The organism is Georgenia faecalis (assembly GCF_003710105.1).
Lineage (GTDB): Bacteria > Actinomycetota > Actinomycetes > Actinomycetales > Actinomycetaceae > Georgenia_A > Georgenia_A faecalis.
Window position 1 is genome coordinate 560433 of record NZ_CP033325.1, and the last position, 22988, is coordinate 583420.

Genomic DNA, 22988 nt, shown 5'->3' on the forward strand with positions numbered 1-22988 from the left:
CGAGCGTCCAGAGAATTGCGCTACGCTCCCGTCACGTAATTGCAAGTTAGGCTGTCCTCACCTCACCCCGTGGAGCACCTGTGTCCCGATCCCTCGCGCCCGCTGCCGTCGCCGCTGCTGCTGTCCTCACCCTCGCCGCCTGCAGCACCACCTCGACCGGCGGCAGTGACGACCACACCAGCCACGACGCCACGACCGCGGCCTCCGACGCCTTCCCCGTCACCGTCGAGCACGCCTTCGGCGAGACGACGATCGAGGAGCAGCCCGAGCGCGTCGCGACCATCTCCTGGGTGAACGCGGACGTCGCCATCGCCCTCGGCGTCGCGCCGGTCGGCATGCCGGCCGAGGAGTTCGGCGGCACCCCGGAGCTGTCCACCCCGTGGAAGGACGAGGCGCTGGCCGAGCTCGGCGCGGAGGTCGGCAGCGAGAACGGCCCGACCCTGTACTCCGAGGCCGACGGCATCGCCTTCGAGGACATCGCCGAGCTCGCCCCCGACGTCATCCTCGCCGCCTACTCCGGCCTCACGCAGGAGGAGTACGACCGGCTCAGCGAGATCGCCCCCGTCGTCGCCTACCCCGAGGTCGCCTTCGGGACGCCGTGGCAGGAGTCCACCCGGCTCATCGGTGAGGCCCTGGGTCTCGCGGACGAGGCCGAGCAGCTCGTCGAGGACACGGAGGCGCAGATCGCCGAGGCCGCCGCCGAGCACCCCGAGATCGAGGGCAAGTCCTTCATCTACGCCAACCTCGACCCGGCGAACGCCTCGGTCATCAACCTCTTCACCTCGCTCGACAACCGCTCGAAGTTCCTCGAGTCCATCGGCATGGTCGAGGCCCCGGTGGTCACCGAGGCCGGCGGCGAGGCCTTCTACATCGAGTGGTCCGCGGAGCGCGCCGACGAGCTCGCCTCCGACGTCCTCGTCGCCTGGGTCCCCAGCGAGGAGGCCGTCGCGCAGATCGAGGCGGACCCGCTGCTGGGCCAGATCCCGGCCATCGCCGCGGGGGCCTTCGTCCCGAGCGCGAACGACACCCTCACCATCGCCGTGTCGGCCGCCTCCCCGCTGAGCCTGCCGTGGGCGCTCGACGAGGTCCTGCCCGACATCGCCGAGGCCGCCCGCGCCGCTGAGGCCGGCGGCGACGCCGGCGCAGAGGAGACCGACGGCCGGTGACCCGCTCGCGCACCGCGGTACTCGTGGTCGGCGCCGTCGTGCTCGTCACGGCGGTGCTGGCCTCGCTCGCCCTCGGTGCGCGCTCGGTCGATCTCTCCACGGTCCTCGACGCCGTCCTGCGCCCCGACGGGGCCGGCGGCGCCGAGGCCGTGGTCCGCTCGCGCATCCCCCGCACGGGGGCCGCGATCCTCGCCGGCGCCGCGCTCGCCGTCGCCGGCACGGCGATGCAGGGCCTCACCCGCAACCCGCTCGCCGACCCCGGGCTGCTCGGCGTCAACGCCGGTGCCGCCCTCGCCGTCGTCGTCGCGATCGCCGCGCTCGGGGTGACGGAGCTCAGCGGCTACGTGTGGTTCGCGTTCCTCGGCGCCGGCCTGGCCGCCGTCGTCGTCTACGGCATCGCCAGCCTGGGCCGCGAGGGGGCGACGCCGGTCAAGCTCGCCCTGGCGGGGGCCGCCGTCGGTGCCGCCCTGTCCTCGCTCACCCAGGCCGTGCTCATCGGCCGCGCCGACGTCTTCGACGCCTTCCGGTTCTGGCAGGTGGGCTCGGTCGCCGGCCGCGGGTGGGACGTCCTCGTCGAGGTGCTGCCCTTCATCGTCGTCGGCCTCCTCCTCACCCTCGCGCTCGGCCCCGTCCTCAACGGGCTGGCGTTGGGCGAGGACGTCGCCCGCGGGCTCGGCCAGCGGGTCGCGCTCACCCGGGTGGTGACCGCGGTCGGGATCGTCCTGCTGTGCGGGGCGGCGACGGCGCTCGCCGGGCCGATCGCGTTCGTCGGGCTGGTGGTCCCCCACGTCGTGCGGGGCCTGGCCGGCCCCGACTACCGCTGGATCCTGCCGATCTCCCTGCTCGTCGGTCCCGCCCTCGTCCTCGCCGCCGACGTCGTCGGCCGCCTGGTCCTGCCGCCCGGGGAGGTCGAGGCCGGCGTCATGGTGGCCCTCGTCGGTGCGCCCGGGTTCGTCTGGCTGGTCCGCCGCCGCCGGACGGTGACGCTGTGAGCGCGCTCCTCGACGGGGCGGGTCCCGGAACCAGTACCGGCCCGCGGGCCGGCGCGGCCACCCCCGCCGTCGCCGACGCCGTCCGCGCCGTGCGCCGGGCCGGGCGTCGCCGGCACGTCACCGTGGCGGCGGTCCTCGTCGTCGCCGTCCTCGCCATGGCGCTCGTGCGCCTCCTCCTCGGGGACTTCACGGTCTCCTTCGTCGACTTCCTCCGCATCCTCGGCGGTGCGGAGATCCCCGGGGCGTCGTTCATCATCACCGAGAGCCGCCTGCCCCGGGTCGCGGTCGGCGCCATGGTGGGGCTCGCCCTCGGCGTCGCCGGCACGATCTTCCAGACGATGCTCCGCAACCCGTTGGCCAGCCCGGACATCCTCGGCATCAGCCTCGGGGCGTCGGCGGCCGCCGTCGCCGCGATCGTGCTCGCCGGCGCGAGCGGCCTCCCGGTCTCCCTCGCGGCCCTCGCCGGCGCGCTCCTCGTCGCCGTCGGCATGCACGCCCTGTCGCGCTCGGGCGTCGTGGGCGGGGACCGGTTCATCCTCATCGGGATCGGCGTCGCGGCCGTCATGCAGGCCGTCATCAACTTCCTCCTCGCCCGCACCGACCTGCGGACCGCGCAGGACGCCCTGGTGTGGCTGTCGGGCTCGCTCGGCCCGGCGAACGACCGCCGCGCCCTGTACCTCGGCGCCGCCCTCGTCGTGCTGCTGCCCGCGACGGCGGTGCTCTCCCGGCGGCTCGGCGTCCTCGAGCTCGGCGGGGAGGTCGCCTCGGGCCTCGGCCTGCGGGTGCGCCCCGCGACCCTGGGCCTCACCGTCGTCGCCGTCGCGCTGGTGGCCGCCGCCACGGCCGCGGCCGGACCCGTGGCGTTCGTCGCGTTCCTCGCCGGGCCCATCGCCCGGCGGCTCCTGGGCGGGCGCCCGAGCCTGCTCCTGTCCGGCCTCGTGGGCGCGCTCCTCGTCCTGGCCGCCGACTACGTCGCGGCCGAGATCCTGCCGGGTGCCGTCCCGGTCGGTGTCGTCACCGGCGCGACCGGCGCGCCCTTCCTGCTGTGGCTCCTCGCCACGGCCAACCGCGGAGGTCGGTCCGAGTGACCCGTACACCCCTCGACCTCACCCACCGCGGCCTCGAGGCCCACGGGCTGCGCCTCGCCTACGACGAGCGCGTCGTCGCCGAGGACCTCACGCTGTCCATCCCGCCGGGCCGAATCACCGCGATCGTCGGGCCGAACGCCTGCGGCAAGTCCACGCTGCTGCGTGCCCTCGCCCGGCTGCTCGCCCCGGCGGCGGGCCACGTCACCCTCGGCGGGGCGGAGCTGACGTCGCTGCCGACCAAGCAGGTGGCGACGGTCCTCGGCATCCTCCCGCAGGCCCCCGAGGCGCCCGGCGGGGTCACCGTCGCCGACCTCGTCGGCCGCGGCCGCTACCCGCACCAGGGCTGGATGCGCCGCTGGACGCCCGACGACGACGCCGCCGTCGCCGCCGCCCTCGAGGCGACCGGCACCGCCGACCTCGCCGACCGGGTGGTCGCCGAGCTCTCCGGCGGGCAGCGGCAGCGCGTGTGGATCGCCATGACCCTCGCGCAGGAGACGGAGATCCTGCTCCTCGACGAGCCGACGACGTTCCTCGACGTCGCGCACCAGCTCGAGGTCCTCGACCTGCTCGTCGACCTCAACGACCGCGGCACCACCATCGTCATGGTCCTCCACGACCTCAACCTCGCCGCCCGGTACGCCGACCACCTCGTCGCCATGCGCGACGGCGCGGTCGTCGCCGCCGGGGCGCCCGCCGACGTCGTCACCGCCGAGATGCTCCAGCGGGTCTTCGGCGTCGAGGCGTCCGTGCTCCCCGACCCGGTCTCCGGCACCCCGCTCGTCGTCCCCGTGGGGCGGCACCGCGCCCGTGGCCGCACCGCTCCCGACGGCGCCGCTCCCGACGGCGCCGCTCCCGACGGCACCGCCGTTCCCGCGGGCGTGCCCGACGGCAGCGCCGCCGACGTCACCCCGAACGATCCCCCCGTGCGTCACCGCGTACCGATGACAGGAGCCGATCGATGAGCACGACGATCAGCGAGATCCCCACCATGCGCGCCTTCGACGTCGAGGTCCGCGCGGTGCGCCGCCTGGGCCCGAGCTTCGTGCGGGTGACGTTCGCCGGAGAGGACCTGCGGCACATCGGCACCGGCGGCCCGGCCGGCCCCCGCGACCTGCGCGTCAAGCTCCTCATCCCCACGAGCGGCCACCCGCTGCCCGACCTCAACGCCTGGGGCTTCTCGCAGGGGTGGTACCGCGAGTGGCTCGCCCTCGACGAGACGGTGCGCGGGGCCATGCGGACCTACACGGTCCGTGCGATGCGGCCCGCGCTCGGTGAGCTCGACGTCGACTTCGTCCTCCACGCCGGTCCGGGCGGCGCGGACGGTCCCGCGGCCGCGTGGGCGTCGGCGGCGCGCCCCGGCGACCGGCTCACCGTCGTGGGGCCGGACGGGCGCCACCCGCTCACCGTGGGCATCGAGTGGGACCCGGGCGAGTGTCGCCGCGTGCTCCTCGCCGGCGACGAGACCGCCGTGCCCGCCGTGGCCGCCATCCTCGAGGGCCTCGGCCCGGACGTCGAGGGGGAGGCGCTCCTCGAGGTCCCGCACGCCGACGACCGCCAGGAGATCCTCACGCTCTCCCGCGTGAAGGTGACGTGGCTGGCCCGGGAGGGCCGCGCGCACGGCACGCTCCTCCAGCCCGAGGTCCACCGGGCGGTGCGACTCGTCCAGCGCCCGGTGGCCGAGGTCGACGACATCGACGTCGACGCGGGGATCCTCTGGGACACCCCGCACCACCCGACCGAGGCCGCGGCGCCGCGTCCGTGCGAGGTCGGCGGTGGCGCGGCGCCGTGCCTCGACGAGCGGTGCTACGCGTGGATCGCGGGGGAGGCGGGCATGGTGCGCGACCTGCGCCGGCACCTCGTGGGCGCCGGCTTCCCGCGCTGCGACGTCGCGTTCATGGGCTACTGGCGCCGGGGCCGCGCCGAGCTGACGTAGCAGCGCGCGCCTCCGCAGGCAGCTCACTCGCCGACGACGGAGGCCGACTCCCACCATCGGCGCCGCACCTCCGCCTTAATGCCTATGGACGGGCCGAGGGCGCCGCCCCTACCGTCGCTCCACCGGCAGTGCGTCGACCACGGGGGAGTGCCATGTTGCTCGAGGGAAAGACCGCCATCATCTACGGCGGGTCCGGGGCCATCGGGTCCGCGACCGCCGGGGTCTTCGCGCGCGAGGGCGCGCGCGTCCACCTCGTCGGGCAGACGGAGGAGCGGCTGCGGCGGACCGCCGAGGCCATCGAGGCCCGCGGCGGGAGCGCCGCCTACGCCGTCGTCGACGCGTTCGACGCGGACGCGGTCCGCGCGCACGCCGACGCGGTGGCCGCCGACGACGGGCACATCGACATCGCGATGAACGTCGTGGGGGTGCCGCACGTCCAGGGCGTGCCCCTCGCCGACCTCCCCGTCGAGGACTTCCTCCTCCCCGTCGAGCGGTACGCGCGGACGAACGTCGTCACCGCGAAGGCGGTCGCCGGGCACATGCAGGCGCGCCGGTCCGGCGTCATCCTCACCATCTCCGCGCCCGGGTCGCAGCTCCCGGGGATCGGGCACCTGGGCAACGCCGCGGCATGCGGCGCCGTCGAGGCCTTCTCCCGGGTGCTCGCGGGCGAGCTCGGACCCGACGGGGTGCGTGTGGTGTGCCTGCGCCCCCACGCCATCCCCGAGTCGATCGCCACGTCGCACCTGGGGGCGGTCTTCACCTCGGCCGCCGCCCGCGTGGGCACCGACGCGCCGGGGTGGCTGGCGGGCCTGGCGGAGCACGGCACCCTGCTGGGGCGGCTGCCGACGCTCGAGGACGTCGCGGAGTACGCCGCCTTCGTCGCGTCGGACCGGGCGCGCGCCATGACGGGCGCCATCGCCAACCTCACCTGCGGCGCGCTCGTCGACTGAGGCGTGCCGCGGGACGCACCGGTGCTGCGCGGGCCGGGGCCGCGCCGTGCTGACCTAGCGGCGGGACGGGGCCTGCCGTCAGTCCTCCGCGTGCTCCACGCGGACGATGGCGACCACGGGCACCTCGTGCAGGACCCCGCGGGCGACCGACCCGAGCCGCAGCCCCGCCAGGCCGTGCCGGCTGCGGCTGCCGACGACGAGCAGGCTCGCGTGGGCGGCCGCGACGACGAGCGCCTCGACCGGGTTGGTCTCCACGAGGTCGGCCTCAACCGGCACGCCCGGGAACCGCTCGGACCACTCGTCCGCGAGGGCGCGGAGCACCTCCTCGCCCTCGGTGGTGCGCCGGTCGAGGACCTGCCGGACCCGCGCGTCGGCCAGCCCTGGCACGGGCGGCTGCCGGTCGAGGGCGTGGACGAGGCGGACGCCGACGTGGCGCGCGGCCGCGTGGCGGAACGCGAACTCGGTGATCGCGGGAACCGCCGAGGCCGCATCGACCCCCACGACGACGGGCCCCTCGGGGCGGGTGACGTCCTCCCGGACGACGACGACCGTCCCGCTCGCGTGCGCCGCGACCTTCTGCGACACGGAGCCGATGAGCCGGCTGCGGAGGGGTCCCAGGCCGCGGGCGCCGAGGACGAGGGCGGCGGCGTTCTGCGAGGCGCGCACGAGGGCGACCGCCGGTCGCTCCATGACCACCTCGGCCGACACGGCGAGGTCCGGGTGGCGCTCGCGGACGACGGCGACGGCGTGGTCGAGGATCGGGGCGGTGGACTCGATGACGTCCTCGGGGGGCGGCGAGCCGTACTCGCGGGCGGAGATGACCCACGGGAAGGCGTGGACGACGGACAACGGCACGTCGCGGCAGTCCGCCTCGTCGGCCGCCCAGCGTAGGGCCGGGGCGTCCTTGTCCGTGCCGTCGATCGCGACGACCACTGCTCCGGACGGCTGCGACTCGACCATGGTGTCCTCGTCTGCTCGCGAAAATGTTGCGCTTCTCACAGCCTTGCACAGGCCCCGTCGGCGTGCGAGACGCGCCAACCCGCGGCGCGGGAGGGTCGGGATCCGCGCCCTGGCGCCGGTCTAGCGCACGTGGCGCGGTTGTGCACCGATTCTTGCGTCGACATATGTCGATAGTTAATGATCAGACCAGACGGGGCGCGACGCCTGCCCCCCCGTGCGCGTCGCGCCCCGTCGGACCAGCCGCTCCACCCCGGCCGGGCGACGACGCCCCCGGCCTCGGCTCCCCGCTCGCGCAGCGCCTCGGCGCGTCCCGCCGGGCGGTCCCGCGCGCCGACCCACGCCGCAGCGGGCCCTCCACGTGTGAGCCCATGCACGCGACGATCTGGCCGCCGCGCGGCGGGTCGCCCGCATCCGCAGAGGTTCGCTGGTTAGCGTGGACAGATGACTCGCTCCGCGCTTTTCACCGGCTCCGGCGCGGCCCGACGCCCCGCCGGGGAAGACCCCATGGTCGCCCTCGTCCACGACGGTACCGACGACTCGCCGGGCGGCGTCGGCGCGTCCGTCGCCTCCGTGCCCGCGGGTGCCGAGCCCACCCCGGAGACGGCGGCCGTCGAGGCAGCCGCGCAGGGGTGGCGCGAGCGACTCGTTGCGCTCGGCGGCGCGAGCCCCATGTGGGACGTCCGGCTCCTCGGCGACGCACTCATCGACCTCACGGCCGCCCACCCCTCGGGCATCGCCCAGCTCTACGCCGGCCGCACCACCCGCCTGACCAACCTCGTGCGCGAGGGCGCGGCGCTGGTCGCCGCCCGCCGCGGCGCCCGCACCGTCAGCGCTCGCGCGGAGGAGCTCGCGCAGCGCCACGGTGTCGCCCCGACCTTCCTCGCCGTCGGCGTCGCGACCTGGACCGAGCCGGACCTCTCCGCCGACGGCACGCCGCACTCCGACGACGACGCGGACGACGCCCGGACCGGTCGCACCGTCCGCGCCCCCGTCCTCCTGCGGCCGGTGCGCCTGGCCGCCCGTGCCTCCCAGGAGGCGGACTTCGAGATCGACCTCGAGCCCGCCATCGAGGTGAACTCCGTCTTCGTCCGCGCCCTGCGGGCCCGCGGGGTGGGCTCGGACGTCGCCGCCATCGCCCGGAGCGCCTTCACCGCGAACGGGTTCTCCCCGCGCACCGCGCTGCACCGCCTCGCGGCGCTGGGCGAGGAGGTCCTCCCCGGCTTCTCCCTCGACGAGCGGATCCTCATCGGGCCGTTCATCCACCCGGGGCAGGTCCTCGTCGAGGACCTCGACGCGCTGGCGGACGAGCTGCCCCGCCACGCCGTCGTCGCGGCCCTGGCCGGCGTCGAGGACGCCCGGGCGGCGCTCGACGTGCCCATGCCCGTGCCCGTCGTGGCCGACCGCGCCCCCCAGGCGGAGCGCGGCACGGGCGACCTGGACCCGGACCAGCTCCACGTCATCGACGCCGTCGCGACCGGCGCCCACCTCTTCATCGACGCCCCGCCCGGGGCCGACGTGCCCGCCACCGTCGCCGCCGTCCTCGCCGACGCCACCGCCTCGGGGCGCCGGGTCGTCTACGTGCCCGGCACCCGCCGGAGCGGGCGCACCCTGGCCCGGACCATGAACGAGCTCGGCCTGTCCGAGCTCCTCCTCGACGTCACCGCGGACACCCGGTGGCGCACGGTCGCGGCGGAGCGGCTGCGCTCCGGGCTGCGCCCCGAGGAGCCCGAGATCCACGTCGACGAGGTGCACGCGCTGCGCGCGGAGCTCGTCGACTCCCACCTCACGCTCGCGGGCTACGTCGGGGCGCTCCACGTGCGGCGCGAGCCGTGGGACGCGTCCGCCCACGACGCCCTGCAGGCGCTCGCCGCCCTCACGGCCACCCGCCCCGGCCCGCGCACCGGCGTCCGCCTGCCCGCCGAGGTCCTGCGCCGCCTCGTCGGCGACGTCCGCGAGCACGCCCGCGAGCGCCTCGTCCGCGCCGGGAGCCTCGGCGCGTTCGAGCTCCGGCCGCACGACACCCCCTGGTACGGCGCCCGGCTCACGAGTGCCCGCCAGGCCCACGAGTCGCTCGAGCGGACCCAGCGTCTGGCCGAGCTCTCCCTGCCCGAGCTCACTCGCGAGGTGTCCCGCGCCGCGGCCCAGACCGGGCTCGAGACCCCGACGACGATGCGCGAGTGGGGCGAGCAGCTGCGGATGCTCGACGGCGTCCGCAGCGCGCTCGACGTCTTCAGCCCCCAGGTGTTCGAGCGCTCCGCCGCGGACATGGTCGTCGCCACCGCGAGCCGCGGCTGGCGCAAGGAGCACGGCCTCGACATGCCGCGCCGGGTCCGCCGCCGCCTGCGCAAGCAGGCGCGCGACCTCCTGCGCCCGGGCCGTCCGGTCGCCGACCTGCACGGCGAGCTCATCCGCGTCCAGGCCCAGCGCGACCTGTGGCGCCGCTACTGCCCCGAGGGTGGCTGGCCGCGCCTGCCGTCCGGGATGGCGGACCTGGAGAAGCACGCCCGCGAGGTGCGCGCGGACCTCGACGCACTCGACCCGGTGATCGGCAGCGGGGCGGGACGCGACTCCCTCCTCGACCTCCCCTTCGACGAGCTCGCCGCCCTCATGGCCGACCTCGGCGTCGACGGCGAGGCGCTGCGCCTCCTGCCCGAGCGCACCGCGGTCCTCAACGAGCTCATCGACCTCGGACTCGACGACCTCGTCCGTGACCTCGCCGAGCGGCACACGCCGGTCGCGAGCGTCGCCGCCGAGTTCGACCTCGCCTGGTGGGCCTCCGTCCTCCAGGAGATCGTCCGCTCCGACCCGGCGCTCGCGGGCTACGACGGCCCCGCGCTCGTCGCGCTCGCCGAGCGGTTCCGCGCACTCGACCGACGCCACGTCGCCTCGCTCGCCGGGCCGGTGCGCCGGGCCGTGGCCCGCCACGTGCGCACGGTCGTCGGCGCCCACCCCGAGGAGGCGGCCCAGCTGGCCGCCGAGCTCGACGCCGAGCCGAACCTGCCCCAGATCCTCGCCCGGCACCCCGGGCTGGCCAGCGCCATCCGGCCGGCGTGGATCGTCGCGCCGATGCTCGTGCCCCAGCTGCTCCCGCCGGGGCGGACCATCGACCTGCTCGTGCTCGACGGCGTCCAGCACCTCCCGGTCGAGCAGGCCGTCGGTGCCATCGCCCGCGCCCGGCAGGTCGTCGTCGTCGGCGACTCGCGCCGCGGCGGCGAGGGCCTCGTCGCCGCGCTGGCCCCGATGCTGCCCTCGGTGACGGTGCCGACCGACCGCACGGTGCGCGCCGAGCCGATCGCCACGTTCCTCGCGGAGCACGGCTACGCCGACGTCATCCGGACGGTCCCGTCGCCGCCGGCGCCGTCGGCCATCCGCCTCGAGCACGTCGAGGGCTTCGGGATGCCCGCCCCCGGCGCGGACGCCGTCGAGAGCGTCCAGGTCGAGGTGGAGCGGGTGGTCGACCGCGTCATCGACCACGCGCTCAGCCGGCCGGAGGAGTCCCTCGCCGTCGTCGCGCTCAACTCTCGCCACGCGGAGCGGGTCCGCGAGGCGATCGCCGCGGCCGTGGCCGACAGCCCCGCCGTCGCCGCGTTCTTCCACGCCGCGCGGCCGGAACCCTTCGTCGTCGTCGAGCCCGACGGCGCGGCGGGACTGCGCCGCGACCAGGTCATCCTCACCGTCGGATTCGCCAAGACCCCGCACGGCCGGGTGCTCCACCGGTTCGGGCGGGTCAGCGGCCCGGACGGGCTCGCCTGCCTGGTGGACGCGCTCGACGCGGCTCGGCGCGGGCTCCTCGTCATCAGCTGCATCGACGCGGGCGACCTCGACCGGTCCCGGCTCAAGGCGCCCGGTCCGCAGCTCCTCGCCGACCTCCTCGAGCGGGCGGCGCAGGACCCGGCGCCCGCGGAGCCGGCGGCTGCGCCCGACCCGCTGCTCCTCGACCTCGCGGAGCGCCTGTGGCGGCTCGGGCTCACCGTCGTGCCGCAGTACGGCCCCGAGGACGGCGTCCGGATCCCGCTCGCCATCGGGCACCCCGACCTGCCCGGGGAGCTGCTGGTCGCGGTGCTCACCGACGACGCCGAGTACGTCGCGGAGCCCAGCCTGCGCCGCCGCGAGCGGCACTGGGTCCAGCGCCTCACCGCCCGTGGGTGGGCCGTGCACATGGCGTACTCCACGGCCGTGTTCGCCGACCCCCAGCTCGAGGCGCGCACCATCCTCGGCCTCGCCCTGCAGGTCCTCGAGACCCGACGGCGCGGCGCGGCGCCCGCGCGCGCGGCCGGCCCCGACGTCCCCGACCAGGTGGACGACGGCGCGACCGAGCCCGACGACGACGGCACGCGTCCCGCCGGCGAGGCCGGTGAGCGTCCGGACGCCGGGGGGCCGGCCGACCAGCCCGCCGAGGGCGAGGCGCCGACGCAGATGGGCGACGTGGTGCCCATGGGAGAGGCCGTCGCCGCCGAGGCCTCCGAGGCCCCCGAGGCCTCGGCGCCCGGCGCCGAGCAGCGGGCGCCCGTCGCCGCCGAGCCCTTGCCGCGCGGGCCGCGGCCCGAGGTCACCCCTGGACTGCCCCTCACGGCGTACTCCGACGACGAGCTCGACGACCTCGCCGCCTGGATCGCCGAGGACGGCGTCGTGCGCACGGACGAGGAGGTCGTGGCCGCGCTGCGCGACGAGCTCGGCCTCACCCGGCGCGGGGCGCAGGTCGACGGTGTCCTCGGCGCCGTGGCGGCCCGCCGCCGGTGATGGCCACCCGGCGCGGGCGCCATCGCCGCGTCGTCGCCCCCGTCACCCGCCTGGCCGCGCCGACGCCCGGCGCGCCCGGCGACGCCGCGCAGGATGCCGGCGACCGGCCCGCCGAGACGACACAGGACGCCGGCCCCGCGACGCCCGGGCTGCCTCCGGGGAAGCGGCCCGCGGGCGAGCGCTCCGGCGCGCCCACGCCCGTCCCCGAGGACCGCGCGACCCCGGGACCGACGGAGCCGGCCACGCCGGTCCGCGAGCCGGTGCTGCCCGACCGCGCCTCCGAGGACTCCGACACGGCGTGGGGGGAGTACCGCGGGGACTCCAACGACGACCGGCTGCGGCGCGACAAGCCCCCCCACTGGGGGTGAGGGTGGAGCCTGTGGCGTGGGGCGCCGGGTTCCGTGCCGGAGCGAGAAGGAGTCGAACGATGCTCAGAGGATTCAAAGAGTTCATCATGCGCGGCAACGTCGTCGACCTCGCCGTGGCCGTCGTCGTGGGGTCGGCGTTCGCCGCCATCGTCGACACCCTCGTCTCGAACATCATCACGCCGCTGCTCAACTCGTTCGGCGGGGCTCAGGCCGAGGGGCTCGGCTTCGAGATCGTCTCCGGCAACCCGGCGACGTACGTCGACATCGCCGCCATCATCAACGCGATCGTCGTCTTCCTCATCACGGCCGCCGTCGTCTACTTCCTCATCGTCGCGCCGATGAACACGTTCAAGGAGCGCCGCGCCCGTGGCGTGGAGCCGGAGCCCGAGGCGCCGGCCGAGGACGTGCTGCTCCTCCAGGAGATCCGCGACCTGCTCCGCGCGCGCGGCGGCAACGCCTGACACCCAGCCCCCGCGCCGTCAGGGCGCTCCTGCCAGCACGACCCGTAGGGGCGCCCAGGCGCTCGCCCCGACCACCTCGGTAACACGCTCCGGCGCCAGCGCGACGAACACCAACGGTGCGCTCACCTCGCTCGTCCCCAGCAGCCCGCCGGCCGCGGCGGGCGCCTGCTGCGCGAGCACGAGGGCGCGCTCGGCGACGACCTGGGCGGCACCGGGGGAGCCGGCGGCGTCCGACGTCGCCGCGAGGAGGTCCACCCGGTCGCCCGGCCGCAGCAGCTGGGCCACCGCCGCGTCCGCCAGGCGGACCGGGACCACGACCGTGCCCGGAGGGGCGCCGTCGGACAGCCCCGGGCCCACGAGCACCGAGCGGCTCAGCCAGAACCCCGCCGGCAGCCCGACCGCCAGGGTGGTGCCCTCCACCCCCGCCGCGGAGCGCAGCGCGCCCGCTGGGACCTGGCCCGGCGCGACGCGCCGCACGGTGAGGTCGCTCGCGGTGAGCGTCGTGCCCGCGGGCACGTCCCGGGCGAGGACGAGCGCCTGCTCGGTGGGCGGCGCCGGTGGGCGCAGCTCGCCGACCACCACCCAGGCGCCCGCGGCCAGCGCCACGGCGAGGAGGACGTGGCGGCTGAGCCAGGCGCGCCGGCGGACCCGCCGCCAGCGCCGTTGCGACGGGGGGACGGGCGGCCGGTCCTGGCCCGGGCGGGAGAGCATGGCGGCACGGTAGGTGCGGCGGTCCCGGGCCGTCGCGGCCTGCCGCCGCGCTGTGCACGGGGGTGAGACCAGGGCCTCGGTGGAGGACGGGCGGATGCGGGGGAGGACTGTCGGTCCCAGCGGATACCCTCGGTCAGGTGTCCGGCATGAGCGTTGTCAAGCGTGTGAGCATCATCGTCTCGGCGATGCTCGTCGTCGTCCTCGTCGTGGGCGTCTCCCTCGCCCTCGCCCTCGTGCGCCGGCCGCTGCCGGAGTACGGCGGGACCCAGGAGCTGGCCATCCTCGACGGCGAGGTGGAGGTGCTCCGGGACGAGCTCGGGGTCCCGCAGATCTACGCCGACACCGACCTCGACCTCTTCCGCGCGCAGGGGTACGTCCACGCCCAGGACCGCTTCTTCGAGATGGACTACCGCCGGCACGTGACGGCGGGCCGGCTCGCCGAGCTCGTCGGGGAGAACGAGGACGCCATCGCCGCGGACAGCGTCATCCGCACGCTCGGGTGGCGCCGGGTGGCCGAGCAGGAGTGGGACCTCCTGGCCGAGGACACGCGCACCTACCTCGAGGCGTACGCCGAGGGGGTCAACGCCTACCTCGACGCGAACGAGGCGAGCGAGCTCGGCGTCGAGTACACCGTGCTGGGCCTGTCGACCACGCTCACCGAGGTGGAGCCGTGGGACCCCATCGACTCCCTCGCCTGGCTCAAGGCCATGGCGTGGGACCTCGCCGCCAACTACGACGAGGAGCTGGGCCGGGCCGCGGCGCTGCCCGCGCTCGCCGGCGACGTCGCCCGGGTCGAGCAGCTCTACCCGGGCTACCCCTACGACCGCAACGCCCCCATCCTCAGCGCCTACACCCCGACGGCGCCGGCCGCCCAGGAGGCCGCCGACACCACGGTCCTGCCCGACGGCGAGTGGCTGGGCGCCGTGGAGGCCGCGCTGGACGCCGTGGGCGCCGTCCCGCACCTGCTCGGCGAGGGCGACGGCATCGGCTCCAACTCCTTCGTCGTCGCGGGTGAGCACACGAGCACCGGCGAGCCGCTCCTCGCTAACGACCCCCACCTGGGCATCTCCATGCCGGGCGTGTGGCACCAGGCGGGGCTGCACTGCCGCGCGATGGACGAGGCGTGCACCTTCGACGTCGCCGGCTTCGGCTTCGCGGGGCTGCCCGGGGTCATCATGGGCCACAACACCGAGCTGGCCTGGGGGCTGACCAACCTCGGCGCCGACGTCGTCGACTTCTTCCTCGAGCGCGTCTACGACGACGGCACCTACCTGCGCGACGGCGAGCGCGTCCCGCTGGAGCGCCGCACCGAGACGATCCGCGTCAACGACGCGGAGGACATCGCGCTCGGCGTCGCGAGCACCGTGCACGGCCCCATCGTCTCCGGCGTCCTGCCCGAGACGGCCGCGGCCGGGAACACCCCGGTGCCCGCCGGCTCGCCGCCGTCGGGCTTCGGCGGGTACGCCGTGGCGATGTCCTGGACGGCGCTCACGCCGGGCCGCACCGCCGACGCGATCTTCGCCATCAACCGCGCCGACGACGCCTACGCGATCGCCGCCGCCGCCGCGCTGTTCGACGTCCCCGCGCAGAACATCGTCTTCGCCACCGCAGCGGGCGACATCGGCTACCAGGCGCCGGGGCGGATCCCCGTGCGCCAGAGCGTCGCGGACACCCCGGTGCCCTCCGACGGGTCCTGGCCGCGGCCCGGCTGGAACTCGGCGTTCGACTGGGTGGGCTACGTCGCGCCGGAGAACATGCCCCGCGGGCTCAACCCCGAGGAGGGCTTCATCGTCGCGGCGAACCAGGCCGTCCTCCCCGCCGGCGTCGGCCCGTTCCTCACGGCGGACTACGACGCCGGGTACCGCTCCCAGCGGATCCGGGAGCTGCTCACCGGTGCCATCGAGCAGGGCCAGCCGCTCGACGCCCAGACCGTGACGACGATGATGTCGGACAACGCCAGCCCCTTCGCCGAGGCGATCGTCCCCGTGCTGCTCGAGGTCCCGGTGGAGGACCCCTTCGTCGAGGAGGCGGTCGCCCTCCTCGAGGACTGGGCCGCGGACGGCTACCCGCAGGACGGCGACTCCCCGGCCGCCGCGTACTTCGCGGCGGTGTGGGCGCACCTGCTCACCCACACCTTCGCCGACGAGCTACCCGCCAGCGTCGTGCCCGAGGGCGGCAGCCGCTCCCTCGACGTGGTCCGCAGCATCCTCGAGACACCGAGCAACCCCTGGTGGGACGACCGCACGACCGTCAGCCTCGTCGAGAGCCGTGACGAGATCCTCGCCCAGTCGCTCACCAACGCCCGTTATGAGCTGACGAACTCCCTCGGGGCCGACCCGTCGCAGTGGCGGTGGGACCGCCTGCACCGCGTCGCCCCCACCCACCCCGTGCTCGGCGGGGAGGGCATCCCGGAGCCGGTCCGCCGGCTGGTCAACCCCACGCCCGTCGGCGTCGGCGGCGGCGCCTCGATCGTCAACGCCACCGGGTGGGACGCGAGCGCGACGGTGGGCGACCGGCCGGACTACCGGGCCACCTCCGGGCCGTCGATGCGCATGGTCGTCGACCTCTCGGACCTCGACGCGTCGGTGTGGGTGAACGCGACCGGCAACTCGGGCCACCCCGCCTCCGTGCACTACACCGACCAGATCGGGGCCTGGGCGCGGGGCGAGACGTTCGCGTGGCCGTACTCGCGCGCCGCGGTCGAGGAGGCGGCGCAGACGACGCAGACGCTGGTCCCCAGGGACTGAGCCGTCCGGCGCGCCGGGCGCGGGTTCGCGCGCCCAGGCGCCCAGGCACCCCGGCGCCCGCGCGGCCTCGCCCCGGTCCCGCCGCTGATCCCGACCCAGCCTGGCTGGCGTCGGCCGACGGGGCTAGCTCCGCTGGCCCAGCTGGCTCTGGGCGGCGGCGCTCAGCGGCGAGCCGGGCAGGAGGAACCACCGCTCCGGCGTGATGACGGCGTCGACCGGCACGTCGTGCTCGTCGCGGGGGAGCCCCGCGCCCTCGACGAGCTCGGAGTCGTAGACCATGGCGAACACCGGGGTGTCCTCGCTGCGGTGCCGCAGCGCCCGGTCGTACCACCCGCCGCCCTGGCCGAGCCGGACGCCGTCGGCGTCCACCGCGAGGGCCGGGGCGATGATGACCTCGGCCGCGGCGAGCGCGTCCGCGGGCAGGATCTCGCCCGACGGCTCGGGCGGCCGGCCCGGGGCGCGCACCTGGAGGCCCTCGGCCCCGGCGTACTCGGCCCAGCAGCGCTCCAGGCCCGGGCCGAGGACGGGCAGGAGGACCCGCACCCCGCGCTCGCGCAGCGCGTCGAGCAGCAGGTGGGTCGGCGGCTCGTGCTCGGTGGAGACGTAGACGCTCACGCACCGTGCGTCCCCGATGGCCTCGATGGCGTGCGCGGCGAGCGCCTGGGCGGCCTCCGTGCGCTCCCGCTGGGGGCGGGCGGAGCGGTGCTCCCGCACGGCCATCCGCAGCGCCTGCTTCGCGTCCTCGGTCTCGAACCCGGCGGTCCCGGGCAGGCGCAGGGGCGACGTCGACATGCCCCCACTGTCCCACTGCCCACACCCCGATGCCAGGACTTCCGTCGACCTGTGCCCGGCGGCGAGCCGGTGGGTCGGTGGCACATCGCCTAACCTGCGTCTCATGGAGACGACGAGCGAGCAGGTGTCACGAGTACGCAAGGCAGTGGTCCCGGTGGCGGGCCTGGGGACCCGGTTCCTCCCGGCCACCAAGGCGACGCCCAAGGAGATGCTGCCGGTGGTGGACAAGCCCGCCATCCAGTACGTCGTCGAGGAGATCGCCGGCGCCGGCATCCGTGACGTCCTCATGGTGACCGGCCGCGGCAAGGGCTCCATCGAGGACCACTTCGACCGCAACGGGGAGCTCGAGGCCGCCCTGGAGCGCAAGGGCGACGACGCCCGGCTCGCCGCGGTGCGCGCCTCCAGCGACCTCGCCGACGTCCACTTCGTGCGTCAGGGCGAGCCCAAGGGCCTCGGCCACGCCGTGCTGTGCGGGCGCGAGCACGTGGGCGCCGAGCCCTTCGCCGTCCTCCTCGGGGACGACCTCATCGACGCCCGGGACGACCTCCTCACCATGATGATCGACGTCCAGGAGCGCCTCGGCGGGTCCGTCGTCGCGCTCCTCGAGGTGGACCCCGCCCAGATCAACCTCTACGGCTGCGCCGCCGTCGAGCCCGCCTCCGTCCCCGGCATCGCCGACGGTGACGTCGTCCGCGTGCGCGAGCTCGTCGAGAAGCCGGCCGTGGAGGACGCCCCGTCCAACCTCGCGGTCATCGGCCGGTACGTCCTCTCGCCGGCGGTGTTCTCGGTGCTCGAGCGCACCGGCCCCGGCCGCGGCGGGGAGATCCAGCTCACCGACGCCCTCCAGACCCTCGCCGGGATGCCGGCCGAGGAGGGCGGCGGCGTGCACGGCGTCGTCTTCCGCGGACGCCGGTACGACACCGGCGACAAGCTCGACTACCTCAAGGCCGTCGTCCAGCTCGCCGTCGACCGGGAGGACCTGGGTCCGGACTTCTCCGAGTGGCTCTCCGGCTTCGTCCAGGGGCGCCACGTCGAGCTGGGCTCGGACCCGGCCGAGCGTTACCCCTCCGCCCGGTGAGAACCGTCCAGGAGCACCTCGACGCGTGCCTGGCCGCCGTCCGGCCGCAGGCGCCGCTCGAGGTGCTCCTCGCGGACGCCGTCGGGTGCCTGCTGGCCGAGGACGTCCTCGCGCCCGGGGACCTGCCCGTCGCCGACCTCGCCGGGCTCGACGGCTACGCCGTCCGTTCCGACGACGTCGCGACGGCGACCCACCGCGTGCCCGTGGAGCTGCGCGTCCTCGACGAGGTCCGCGCGGGCATGGTCGAGACGTCGCGCCTGGTCCCCGGCGCCGTCGTCCGGATCGCCTCCGGCGCTCCCCTGCCCCTGGGCGCCGACGCCGTCGTCCCGCTGGCGATGACCGACGGCGGGAGCGCCCGGGTGGCCGTGCGGACGGCGACCGCCGCCGGGGAGAACGTGCGCCGGCAGGGCGAGGACCTGCGCAGCGGGGACGTGGTCCTGGCGGCGGGGGAGCGGGTCGGCGCGCGGCAGGTCGCGGTCCTCGCCGCGGTCGGCCGCGGCCGGGTGCGGGTGCACCCCCGTACCCGGGTCGTCATCGTCTCCGTGGGCGACGAGCTCGTCGAGCCCGGTCGCCGCGCGGCGCCGGGCCAGGTCTACGACGCCAACGGCCATGCCCTGGCGGCGGCCGCCCAGGACAACGGGGCGGCGACGTACCGGGTCGCGGCGGTGCCGGACGAGCACGAGGCGCTGCGGGAGACCCTCGAGGACCAGCTCGTGCGCGCCGACCTCATCATCACCACCGGGGGCCTCAGCTACGGCGCCAACGACACGGTCAAGGAGGTCCTCGGCCCGCTGGGGACCGTGCGGTTCGACAACGTCGCGCTCTCCCCGGGCCGCCAGCTCGGGCTCGGCACGCTCGGCGACGGGACGCCGATCTTCGCGCTCCCCGGCGACCCCGTCGCGGCGCAGGTCGCCTACGAGGTGTTCGTGCGCCCGGCACTGCGGGCCATGGCCGGTTACGCCGACGTCTTCCGCCCCTCGGTGCCCGCCGTCGTCGACCGCGGGTGGTACTCCCCGAGCGGCCGGCGGGAGTACGTCCCCGTGCGCATGACGGGCACTGCGCGCGCCGGCTACCACGCGCAGCCGACCGCGGCCCCGGGCGCGCTCGTCCTGTCGGGCCTCGCGCGGGCCAACGGCCTCGCCGTCGTCCCCGAGGACGTCACCGACGTCCGCCCGGGCGACACCCTCCACTGCGTCGTCCTCGACGACTGAGACGCTCCCACCGATACGCTCCGCTCATGCCCTGGCCCGTCGTCCTCGTCCATGGAGGCGTCGTCCTGCGCCCGCTCCGCCGCCGGGACGGAGCGGCCTGGACGCGGCTGCGCCGCGCCAACGAGGGGTGGCTGCGCCGGTGGGAGGCCACCAGCCCCGACCCGGCCGCCGGCCCGCCGCCGAGCTTCGGCGCGTTCGTCCGCGACGTCAACGCGCAGGCCCGCGCCGGCTCGACCCTGCCGTTCGTCATCGAGGTGGATGGCGAGCTCGTCGGACAGCTCACCGTCTCCTCGATCATCCGCGGCTCGTTGCGGGGGGCGTCCATCGGTTACTGGATCTCCCAGGACATGGCCGGGCGGGGGATCGTCCCCACGGCGGTCGCCATGGCGGCCGACCACTGCTGGTTCGAGCTGGGCCTGCACCGCATCGAGATCAACATCCGGCCGGAGAACGCCGCAAGCCTGCGCGTGGTGGAGAAGCTGGGGTTCCGGGACGAGGGTCTGCGCGAACGCTTCCTCCACATCGACGGCGACTGGCGCGACCACCGCAGCTTCGCGCTCACCGTCGAGGAGGTGCCGCAGGGGCTCGTCCACCGGTGGGCGCAGGGTGGTCCGTCCCTCTGACGGGCGGAACCCGCGACAGACACGCCGCACCGGTACGGTGGAGTGTCGACGAAAGGGCCATAGCGTCGGGGTGTGGAGGTTCAGGGGTGGGTGCTGCTGGCACTCGCCGTCGTCCTCCTCGGGTACCTGGTCCCGCATCTGGTCCGAAGTCGGCAGGAGCTGGCCGAGTCCCGCGTGGAGGACCGCTTCTCGGCCGAGCTGAGGGTGCTCACCACGGCGGGTCCGACGCCCGCCCGTGTGCACCACGGCGAACCCGTGACCCGGCCTTACCTGCACGACCCGCGACGACGTACGGAGGCACCCGCCGTGAACAGGCACCCCGACCGCAGTGAGCGTCCCACGGACGCCCGCCGCATCGCCGCGGCTCGCGCCGCCCGCGCGGCGGAGATCAGCCGCCGGGCCGCCGCCGCTCGCCGTCGGCTCATCCTCACCGTCGCCCTCCTCCTCGCCGCCGCGGCGGCGTGGGTCGTCGTCGGGCTGGCGGGTGCCTCGTGGGTGCTCGGCGCCGCGCCGACGGTCCTCCTCGCCGCCGTCCTCGTCCTCGGCCGTCGGGCCGCCCGGACGGGCGCCGCACGCGACGCCGCCGACCGGGCGGCCATGGCCGAGCTCCACGCCCAGCTGCGGTCCGCGCCGGCGGCGCGACCGGCCCTCACCGGCCGCCCCGCGCTGCCCGCGCGGCCGGCCGCCCAGCCCGCGGTGACGGCGGAGCGCGCCCCGGCCCGCGTCACCACCCCTGCCGAGCCGGCTCCGGCCCCCACCTCGTCCGTCGAGGCCGCCCCCGCCGAGCCGAGCCCCGTCGTCGAGGAGGCTCCGGTCGTCGCCGACACGGTTCCGGCTGCCGCCCCCTCCGTCGAGGCACCGGCAGCGCCGGCGGCACCCGCCGTGCCGGCCCCCGTCGCCGAGCCTGCTCCGGTGGAGGCTGCCTCGGTTCGGCGCGCGGCGAGCGAGCCCGGTGCCCCCGCCGCACGGACGGCTCGCACCGCCCCGACGAGCGCTGCCGTCCGCGTTCCGGCCGAGGCCCAGGCGCCGGCGTCGGCCCCGTACCGCCGCGCCAGCACGTACCGCTGGGACGCCGACCTCGAGCAGACGTGGACGCCGGTGCCGGTGCCCATGCCGACCTACACGCTCAAGCCCCCGGCCCCGCGCCGTGACGTCTCCGCGTCCAGCGTCGAGGCGATGCCGACCGCCGCGGCCGAGCTCGCCCCTCGCGCGGAGGTGTCCGACGTGGCGGCCGCGCCGCTCGCTCCGGCGCCCGTCATGACGGCCGCCCTCGACGTCGACGCGGTGCTCGTCCGCCGTCGCGCGGTGGGTGCCTGACCGACCGCGCAGGCCGGGCACCGGGTTTCACCGGGGCCCGGGGCCGGTGTTAAGGTATCTCTGCCCGCAAGGGCGCTGGGGCTATGGCGCAGTTGGTAGCGCGTCTCGTTCGCAATGAGAAGGTCGGGGGTTCGAATCCCCCTAGCTCCACCACCGAGTTCCACCCGATGAGCCCGGACCCGCGAGGGTCCGGGCTCATCTGCGTTGAGGGCGCCGGTTGAGGGTTCGGGCGCGGCCGGCGCCTACTCGGTGAACTCCTGGATGACCGTCGGGGAGTCGTGGATGCACAGCATCTCCAGGTTCCCCTCCCCAGCGCCGCGGAAGCGGTGCTCGGTGCCCGCGGTCACGGTGATGACGTCCCCCGCGACGGCGCTGACGTCCTCGTCGTCCGCGGTGACCCTCACCTCCCCGCGCAGGACGACCCAGGTCTCGGTGTAGGGATGGTGATGACGTCGTGGACCGCCACCGGGCGGCACGTCGACCCAGAAGAAGGAGACGCCCGCGCCGTGCTCCTGCCCGACGAAGAGCGCGGTCCGCGCGCCCGGGCCGAGCAGCTCCCGGCGGCTGGTGACGGTGATCATGTGCGCCTGGCCCCCCGGGACTGCGATCCCCGCGGGCTGCTGGAGCCACGCAGTCACCACGCGAGGGTACTGCGAGGGCGTCCGCGTTGGCCTCGACCTGAGTCGAGGCGTGCACGGGAGGAGCTCGCCGCCGAGGACGCGCTGCCCCTCCTCCGATCCTGCGGCCTACTGGCCCGGTGCGGCGGCGGTGCGGTAGTCCCGGCGCGCGGCGCCCATCGCCGCGGCGAGGGCGGCGACCGCTGCGAGACCGGCCCCGGCGAGGGCGACGGCGGACGGGGCGTCGCGGAACCCGTGCAGCACGGGATTGGCCCACTCGAACACGTACGACGGCGGCCATCCCGCCGCGATGGTCCGGGCCAGCGGCGGCAGCGCCGGGACGGGGATGAAGCCGCCGCCGGCGAAGTAGCTGCCCAGCGCCAGCAGGATGAGGGTCGGCTGGATGAGCCGGTGGGTCCGCAGCCCGACGGCGATGAGGACGCCGAGCCCGGCGGCGACGAGCCCGGCGGGCAGGACGATGAGCAGGGTCTGCGCCAGGTCGGGGAGGGTGGCGCGGGTGCCGAAGGCCAGCGCGAGGAGGGCGGTGGGGACGGCCGCGAGGAAGGACAGCAGCCAGCCGGCGAGGGCGGCCCCGGTGGCCGCCTGGCTCGCCCCGAGCGGGGAGAGGGCGATCTCCTTGCGCGTGCGGTGCTCGGACTCCAGCGCGTAGAGGTTGGCGGAGAGCAGCGCGGCGCCGAGCAGCAGGGCGAGGACGACGGCGGAACCGCCCATGAATGCCGTCCGGCTCACGTCCTGTGCCCGTGCCTTGTCGAGGTATGCCGTGACGCCGTCGGCAGCGGTGAGCTGGTCGTGGAGGTTGGCGGCGGTGGTCACGCGCAACCGGACGTTCTTCATGGCGTCGGTGTTGATGTTGTAGGTGGAGGTCTCGATCTGGTGGTGGACGGGGAAGTCGTCCGGGATCGTCACGACGAGGTGGAGACGCCCTTCGTGGAGGAGGCGCTCGGCGTGCTCCTGGTCGTCGGTGATGGAGCGGAAGTAGGGTCCGGTGGCGCCGCGCGTGTCCTCCAGGGCCCGGACGACCATCCGGGACTGCGGGGTGTCGCTCTCGTCGACGACGCCGACGGGCCACGCGTCGCTCGCTCCGAAGATGATCGAGGCGAGACCGAGGACCACCACCGGGACGGCCACGGCCTGGACCACGAGATCGGCTCTGCGTCCCGCGATCCGGAGGTTGCGGACGACGACGGCCAGGGCGGCGCGGATCCGAGTCATG

Annotated in this window: 19 protein-coding genes and 1 tRNA gene; 15 read left to right on the forward strand and 5 right to left on the reverse strand. The window is 75.9% G+C overall.

What is annotated here, in order from left to right:
- Nucleotides 1–80 precede the first annotated feature (80 nt).
- The 6 genes from EBO36_RS02340 (at nucleotide 81) to EBO36_RS02365 (ending at nucleotide 6129) form a co-directional block, all read left to right on the forward strand.
- Nucleotides 81–1166, forward strand: a complete 1086-nt coding sequence (locus EBO36_RS02340) for an ABC transporter substrate-binding protein (RefSeq protein WP_122823205.1) — start codon at nucleotides 81–83, stop codon at nucleotides 1164–1166.
- Nucleotides 1163–2158: a FecCD family ABC transporter permease gene (locus EBO36_RS02345; protein ID WP_122823206.1), complete on the forward strand. Its 996-nt coding sequence runs from the start codon at nucleotides 1163–1165 to the stop codon at nucleotides 2156–2158. The genes EBO36_RS02340 and EBO36_RS02345 overlap by 4 nt, the downstream gene beginning before the upstream one ends.
- The gene (locus EBO36_RS02350) at nucleotides 2155–3246 is read left to right on the forward strand and encodes a FecCD family ABC transporter permease (protein WP_387966623.1); all 1092 of its coding nucleotides are present in this window, start codon (nucleotides 2155–2157) and stop codon (nucleotides 3244–3246) included. The genes EBO36_RS02345 and EBO36_RS02350 overlap by 4 nt, the downstream gene beginning before the upstream one ends.
- Nucleotides 3243–4208, forward strand: coding sequence for an ABC transporter ATP-binding protein (locus EBO36_RS02355; RefSeq protein WP_122823207.1), 966 nt, complete (start codon nucleotides 3243–3245; stop codon nucleotides 4206–4208). The genes EBO36_RS02350 and EBO36_RS02355 overlap by 4 nt, the downstream gene beginning before the upstream one ends.
- On the forward strand, nucleotides 4205–5179 hold the full coding sequence (locus EBO36_RS02360; RefSeq protein WP_122823208.1) for a siderophore-interacting protein: 975 nt from the start codon (nucleotides 4205–4207) through the stop codon (nucleotides 5177–5179). Before EBO36_RS02355 ends, EBO36_RS02360 begins: the two co-directional genes overlap by 4 nt.
- 152 nt (nucleotides 5180–5331) lie before the next feature.
- The gene (locus EBO36_RS02365) at nucleotides 5332–6129 is read left to right on the forward strand and encodes an SDR family NAD(P)-dependent oxidoreductase (RefSeq protein ID WP_122823209.1); all 798 of its coding nucleotides are present in this window, start codon (nucleotides 5332–5334) and stop codon (nucleotides 6127–6129) included.
- A 78-nt stretch (nucleotides 6130–6207) separates the two neighbouring features.
- On the opposite strand, the gene EBO36_RS02370 is transcribed toward EBO36_RS02365, so the two are convergent.
- Nucleotides 6208–7089: a universal stress protein gene (locus EBO36_RS02370; RefSeq protein WP_122823210.1), complete on the reverse strand. Its 882-nt coding sequence runs from the start codon at nucleotides 7087–7089 to the stop codon at nucleotides 6208–6210.
- Nucleotides 7090–7530: 441 nt separating this feature from the next.
- Here EBO36_RS02370 and EBO36_RS02375 point away from each other — a divergent pair, with 441 nt between their 5' ends.
- From EBO36_RS02375 to mscL, 3 genes are read left to right on the forward strand one after another with little or no spacing between them, the layout of a single operon-like run.
- The gene (locus tag EBO36_RS02375; RefSeq protein WP_164471306.1) at nucleotides 7531–11829 is read left to right on the forward strand and encodes a hypothetical protein; all 4299 of its coding nucleotides are present in this window, start codon (nucleotides 7531–7533) and stop codon (nucleotides 11827–11829) included.
- On the forward strand, nucleotides 11829–12197 hold the full coding sequence (locus tag EBO36_RS02380; protein ID WP_122823212.1) for a hypothetical protein: 369 nt from the start codon (nucleotides 11829–11831) through the stop codon (nucleotides 12195–12197). Before EBO36_RS02375 ends, EBO36_RS02380 begins: the two co-directional genes overlap by 1 nt.
- A gap of 59 nt (nucleotides 12198–12256) precedes the next feature.
- Nucleotides 12257–12658, forward strand: coding sequence for a large conductance mechanosensitive channel protein MscL (gene mscL, locus EBO36_RS02385; protein WP_122823213.1), 402 nt, complete (start codon nucleotides 12257–12259; stop codon nucleotides 12656–12658).
- An 18-nt stretch (nucleotides 12659–12676) separates the two neighbouring features.
- Here the strand turns inward: mscL and cpaB are convergent, their stop codons facing one another.
- Entirely contained in the window at nucleotides 12677–13369 is a 693-nt protein-coding gene (gene cpaB / locus EBO36_RS02390; protein ID WP_122823214.1) for a Flp pilus assembly protein CpaB, read from the reverse strand.
- Nucleotides 13370–13515: 146 nt separating this feature from the next.
- Here cpaB and EBO36_RS02395 point away from each other — a divergent pair, with 146 nt between their 5' ends.
- Nucleotides 13516–16116 (forward strand): penicillin acylase family protein, encoded by a 2601-nt coding sequence (locus EBO36_RS02395; RefSeq protein WP_122825390.1) that lies wholly within the window; start codon nucleotides 13516–13518, stop codon nucleotides 16114–16116.
- 123 nt (nucleotides 16117–16239) lie between these two features.
- On the opposite strand, the gene EBO36_RS02400 is transcribed toward EBO36_RS02395, so the two are convergent.
- A complete protein-coding gene (locus EBO36_RS02400) occupies nucleotides 16240–16908 on the reverse strand; it encodes a 5-formyltetrahydrofolate cyclo-ligase (protein WP_122823215.1) in 669 nt (222 codons plus the stop codon).
- A 103-nt stretch (nucleotides 16909–17011) separates the two neighbouring features.
- Here EBO36_RS02400 and galU point away from each other — a divergent pair, with 103 nt between their 5' ends.
- The 5 genes from galU (at nucleotide 17012) to EBO36_RS02425 (ending at nucleotide 21290) form a co-directional block, all read left to right on the forward strand.
- Nucleotides 17012–17986, forward strand: a complete 975-nt coding sequence (gene galU, locus EBO36_RS02405; RefSeq protein WP_122823216.1) for a UTP--glucose-1-phosphate uridylyltransferase GalU — start codon at nucleotides 17012–17014, stop codon at nucleotides 17984–17986.
- Nucleotides 17983–19197 (forward strand): molybdopterin molybdotransferase MoeA, encoded by a 1215-nt coding sequence (locus EBO36_RS02410; RefSeq protein ID WP_122823217.1) that lies wholly within the window; start codon nucleotides 17983–17985, stop codon nucleotides 19195–19197. Before galU ends, EBO36_RS02410 begins: the two co-directional genes overlap by 4 nt.
- Before the next feature lie 26 nt (nucleotides 19198–19223).
- The gene (locus EBO36_RS02415) at nucleotides 19224–19820 is read left to right on the forward strand and encodes a GNAT family N-acetyltransferase (RefSeq protein ID WP_122823218.1); all 597 of its coding nucleotides are present in this window, start codon (nucleotides 19224–19226) and stop codon (nucleotides 19818–19820) included.
- A gap of 72 nt (nucleotides 19821–19892) precedes the next feature.
- Entirely contained in the window at nucleotides 19893–21137 is a 1245-nt protein-coding gene (locus tag EBO36_RS02420) for a hypothetical protein (RefSeq protein WP_122823219.1), read from the forward strand.
- A 77-nt stretch (nucleotides 21138–21214) separates the two neighbouring features.
- Nucleotides 21215–21290, forward strand: a tRNA-Ala gene (locus tag EBO36_RS02425).
- A gap of 89 nt (nucleotides 21291–21379) precedes the next feature.
- On the opposite strand, the gene EBO36_RS02430 is transcribed toward EBO36_RS02425, so the two are convergent.
- The gene (locus EBO36_RS02430; RefSeq protein WP_241237042.1) at nucleotides 21380–21775 is read right to left on the reverse strand and encodes a cupin domain-containing protein; all 396 of its coding nucleotides are present in this window, start codon (nucleotides 21773–21775) and stop codon (nucleotides 21380–21382) included.
- 108 nt (nucleotides 21776–21883) lie between these two features.
- Nucleotides 21884–22987, reverse strand: a complete 1104-nt coding sequence (locus EBO36_RS02435; protein ID WP_122823221.1) for an ABC transporter permease — start codon at nucleotides 22985–22987, stop codon at nucleotides 21884–21886.
- Nucleotide 22988 lies beyond the last annotated feature (1 nt).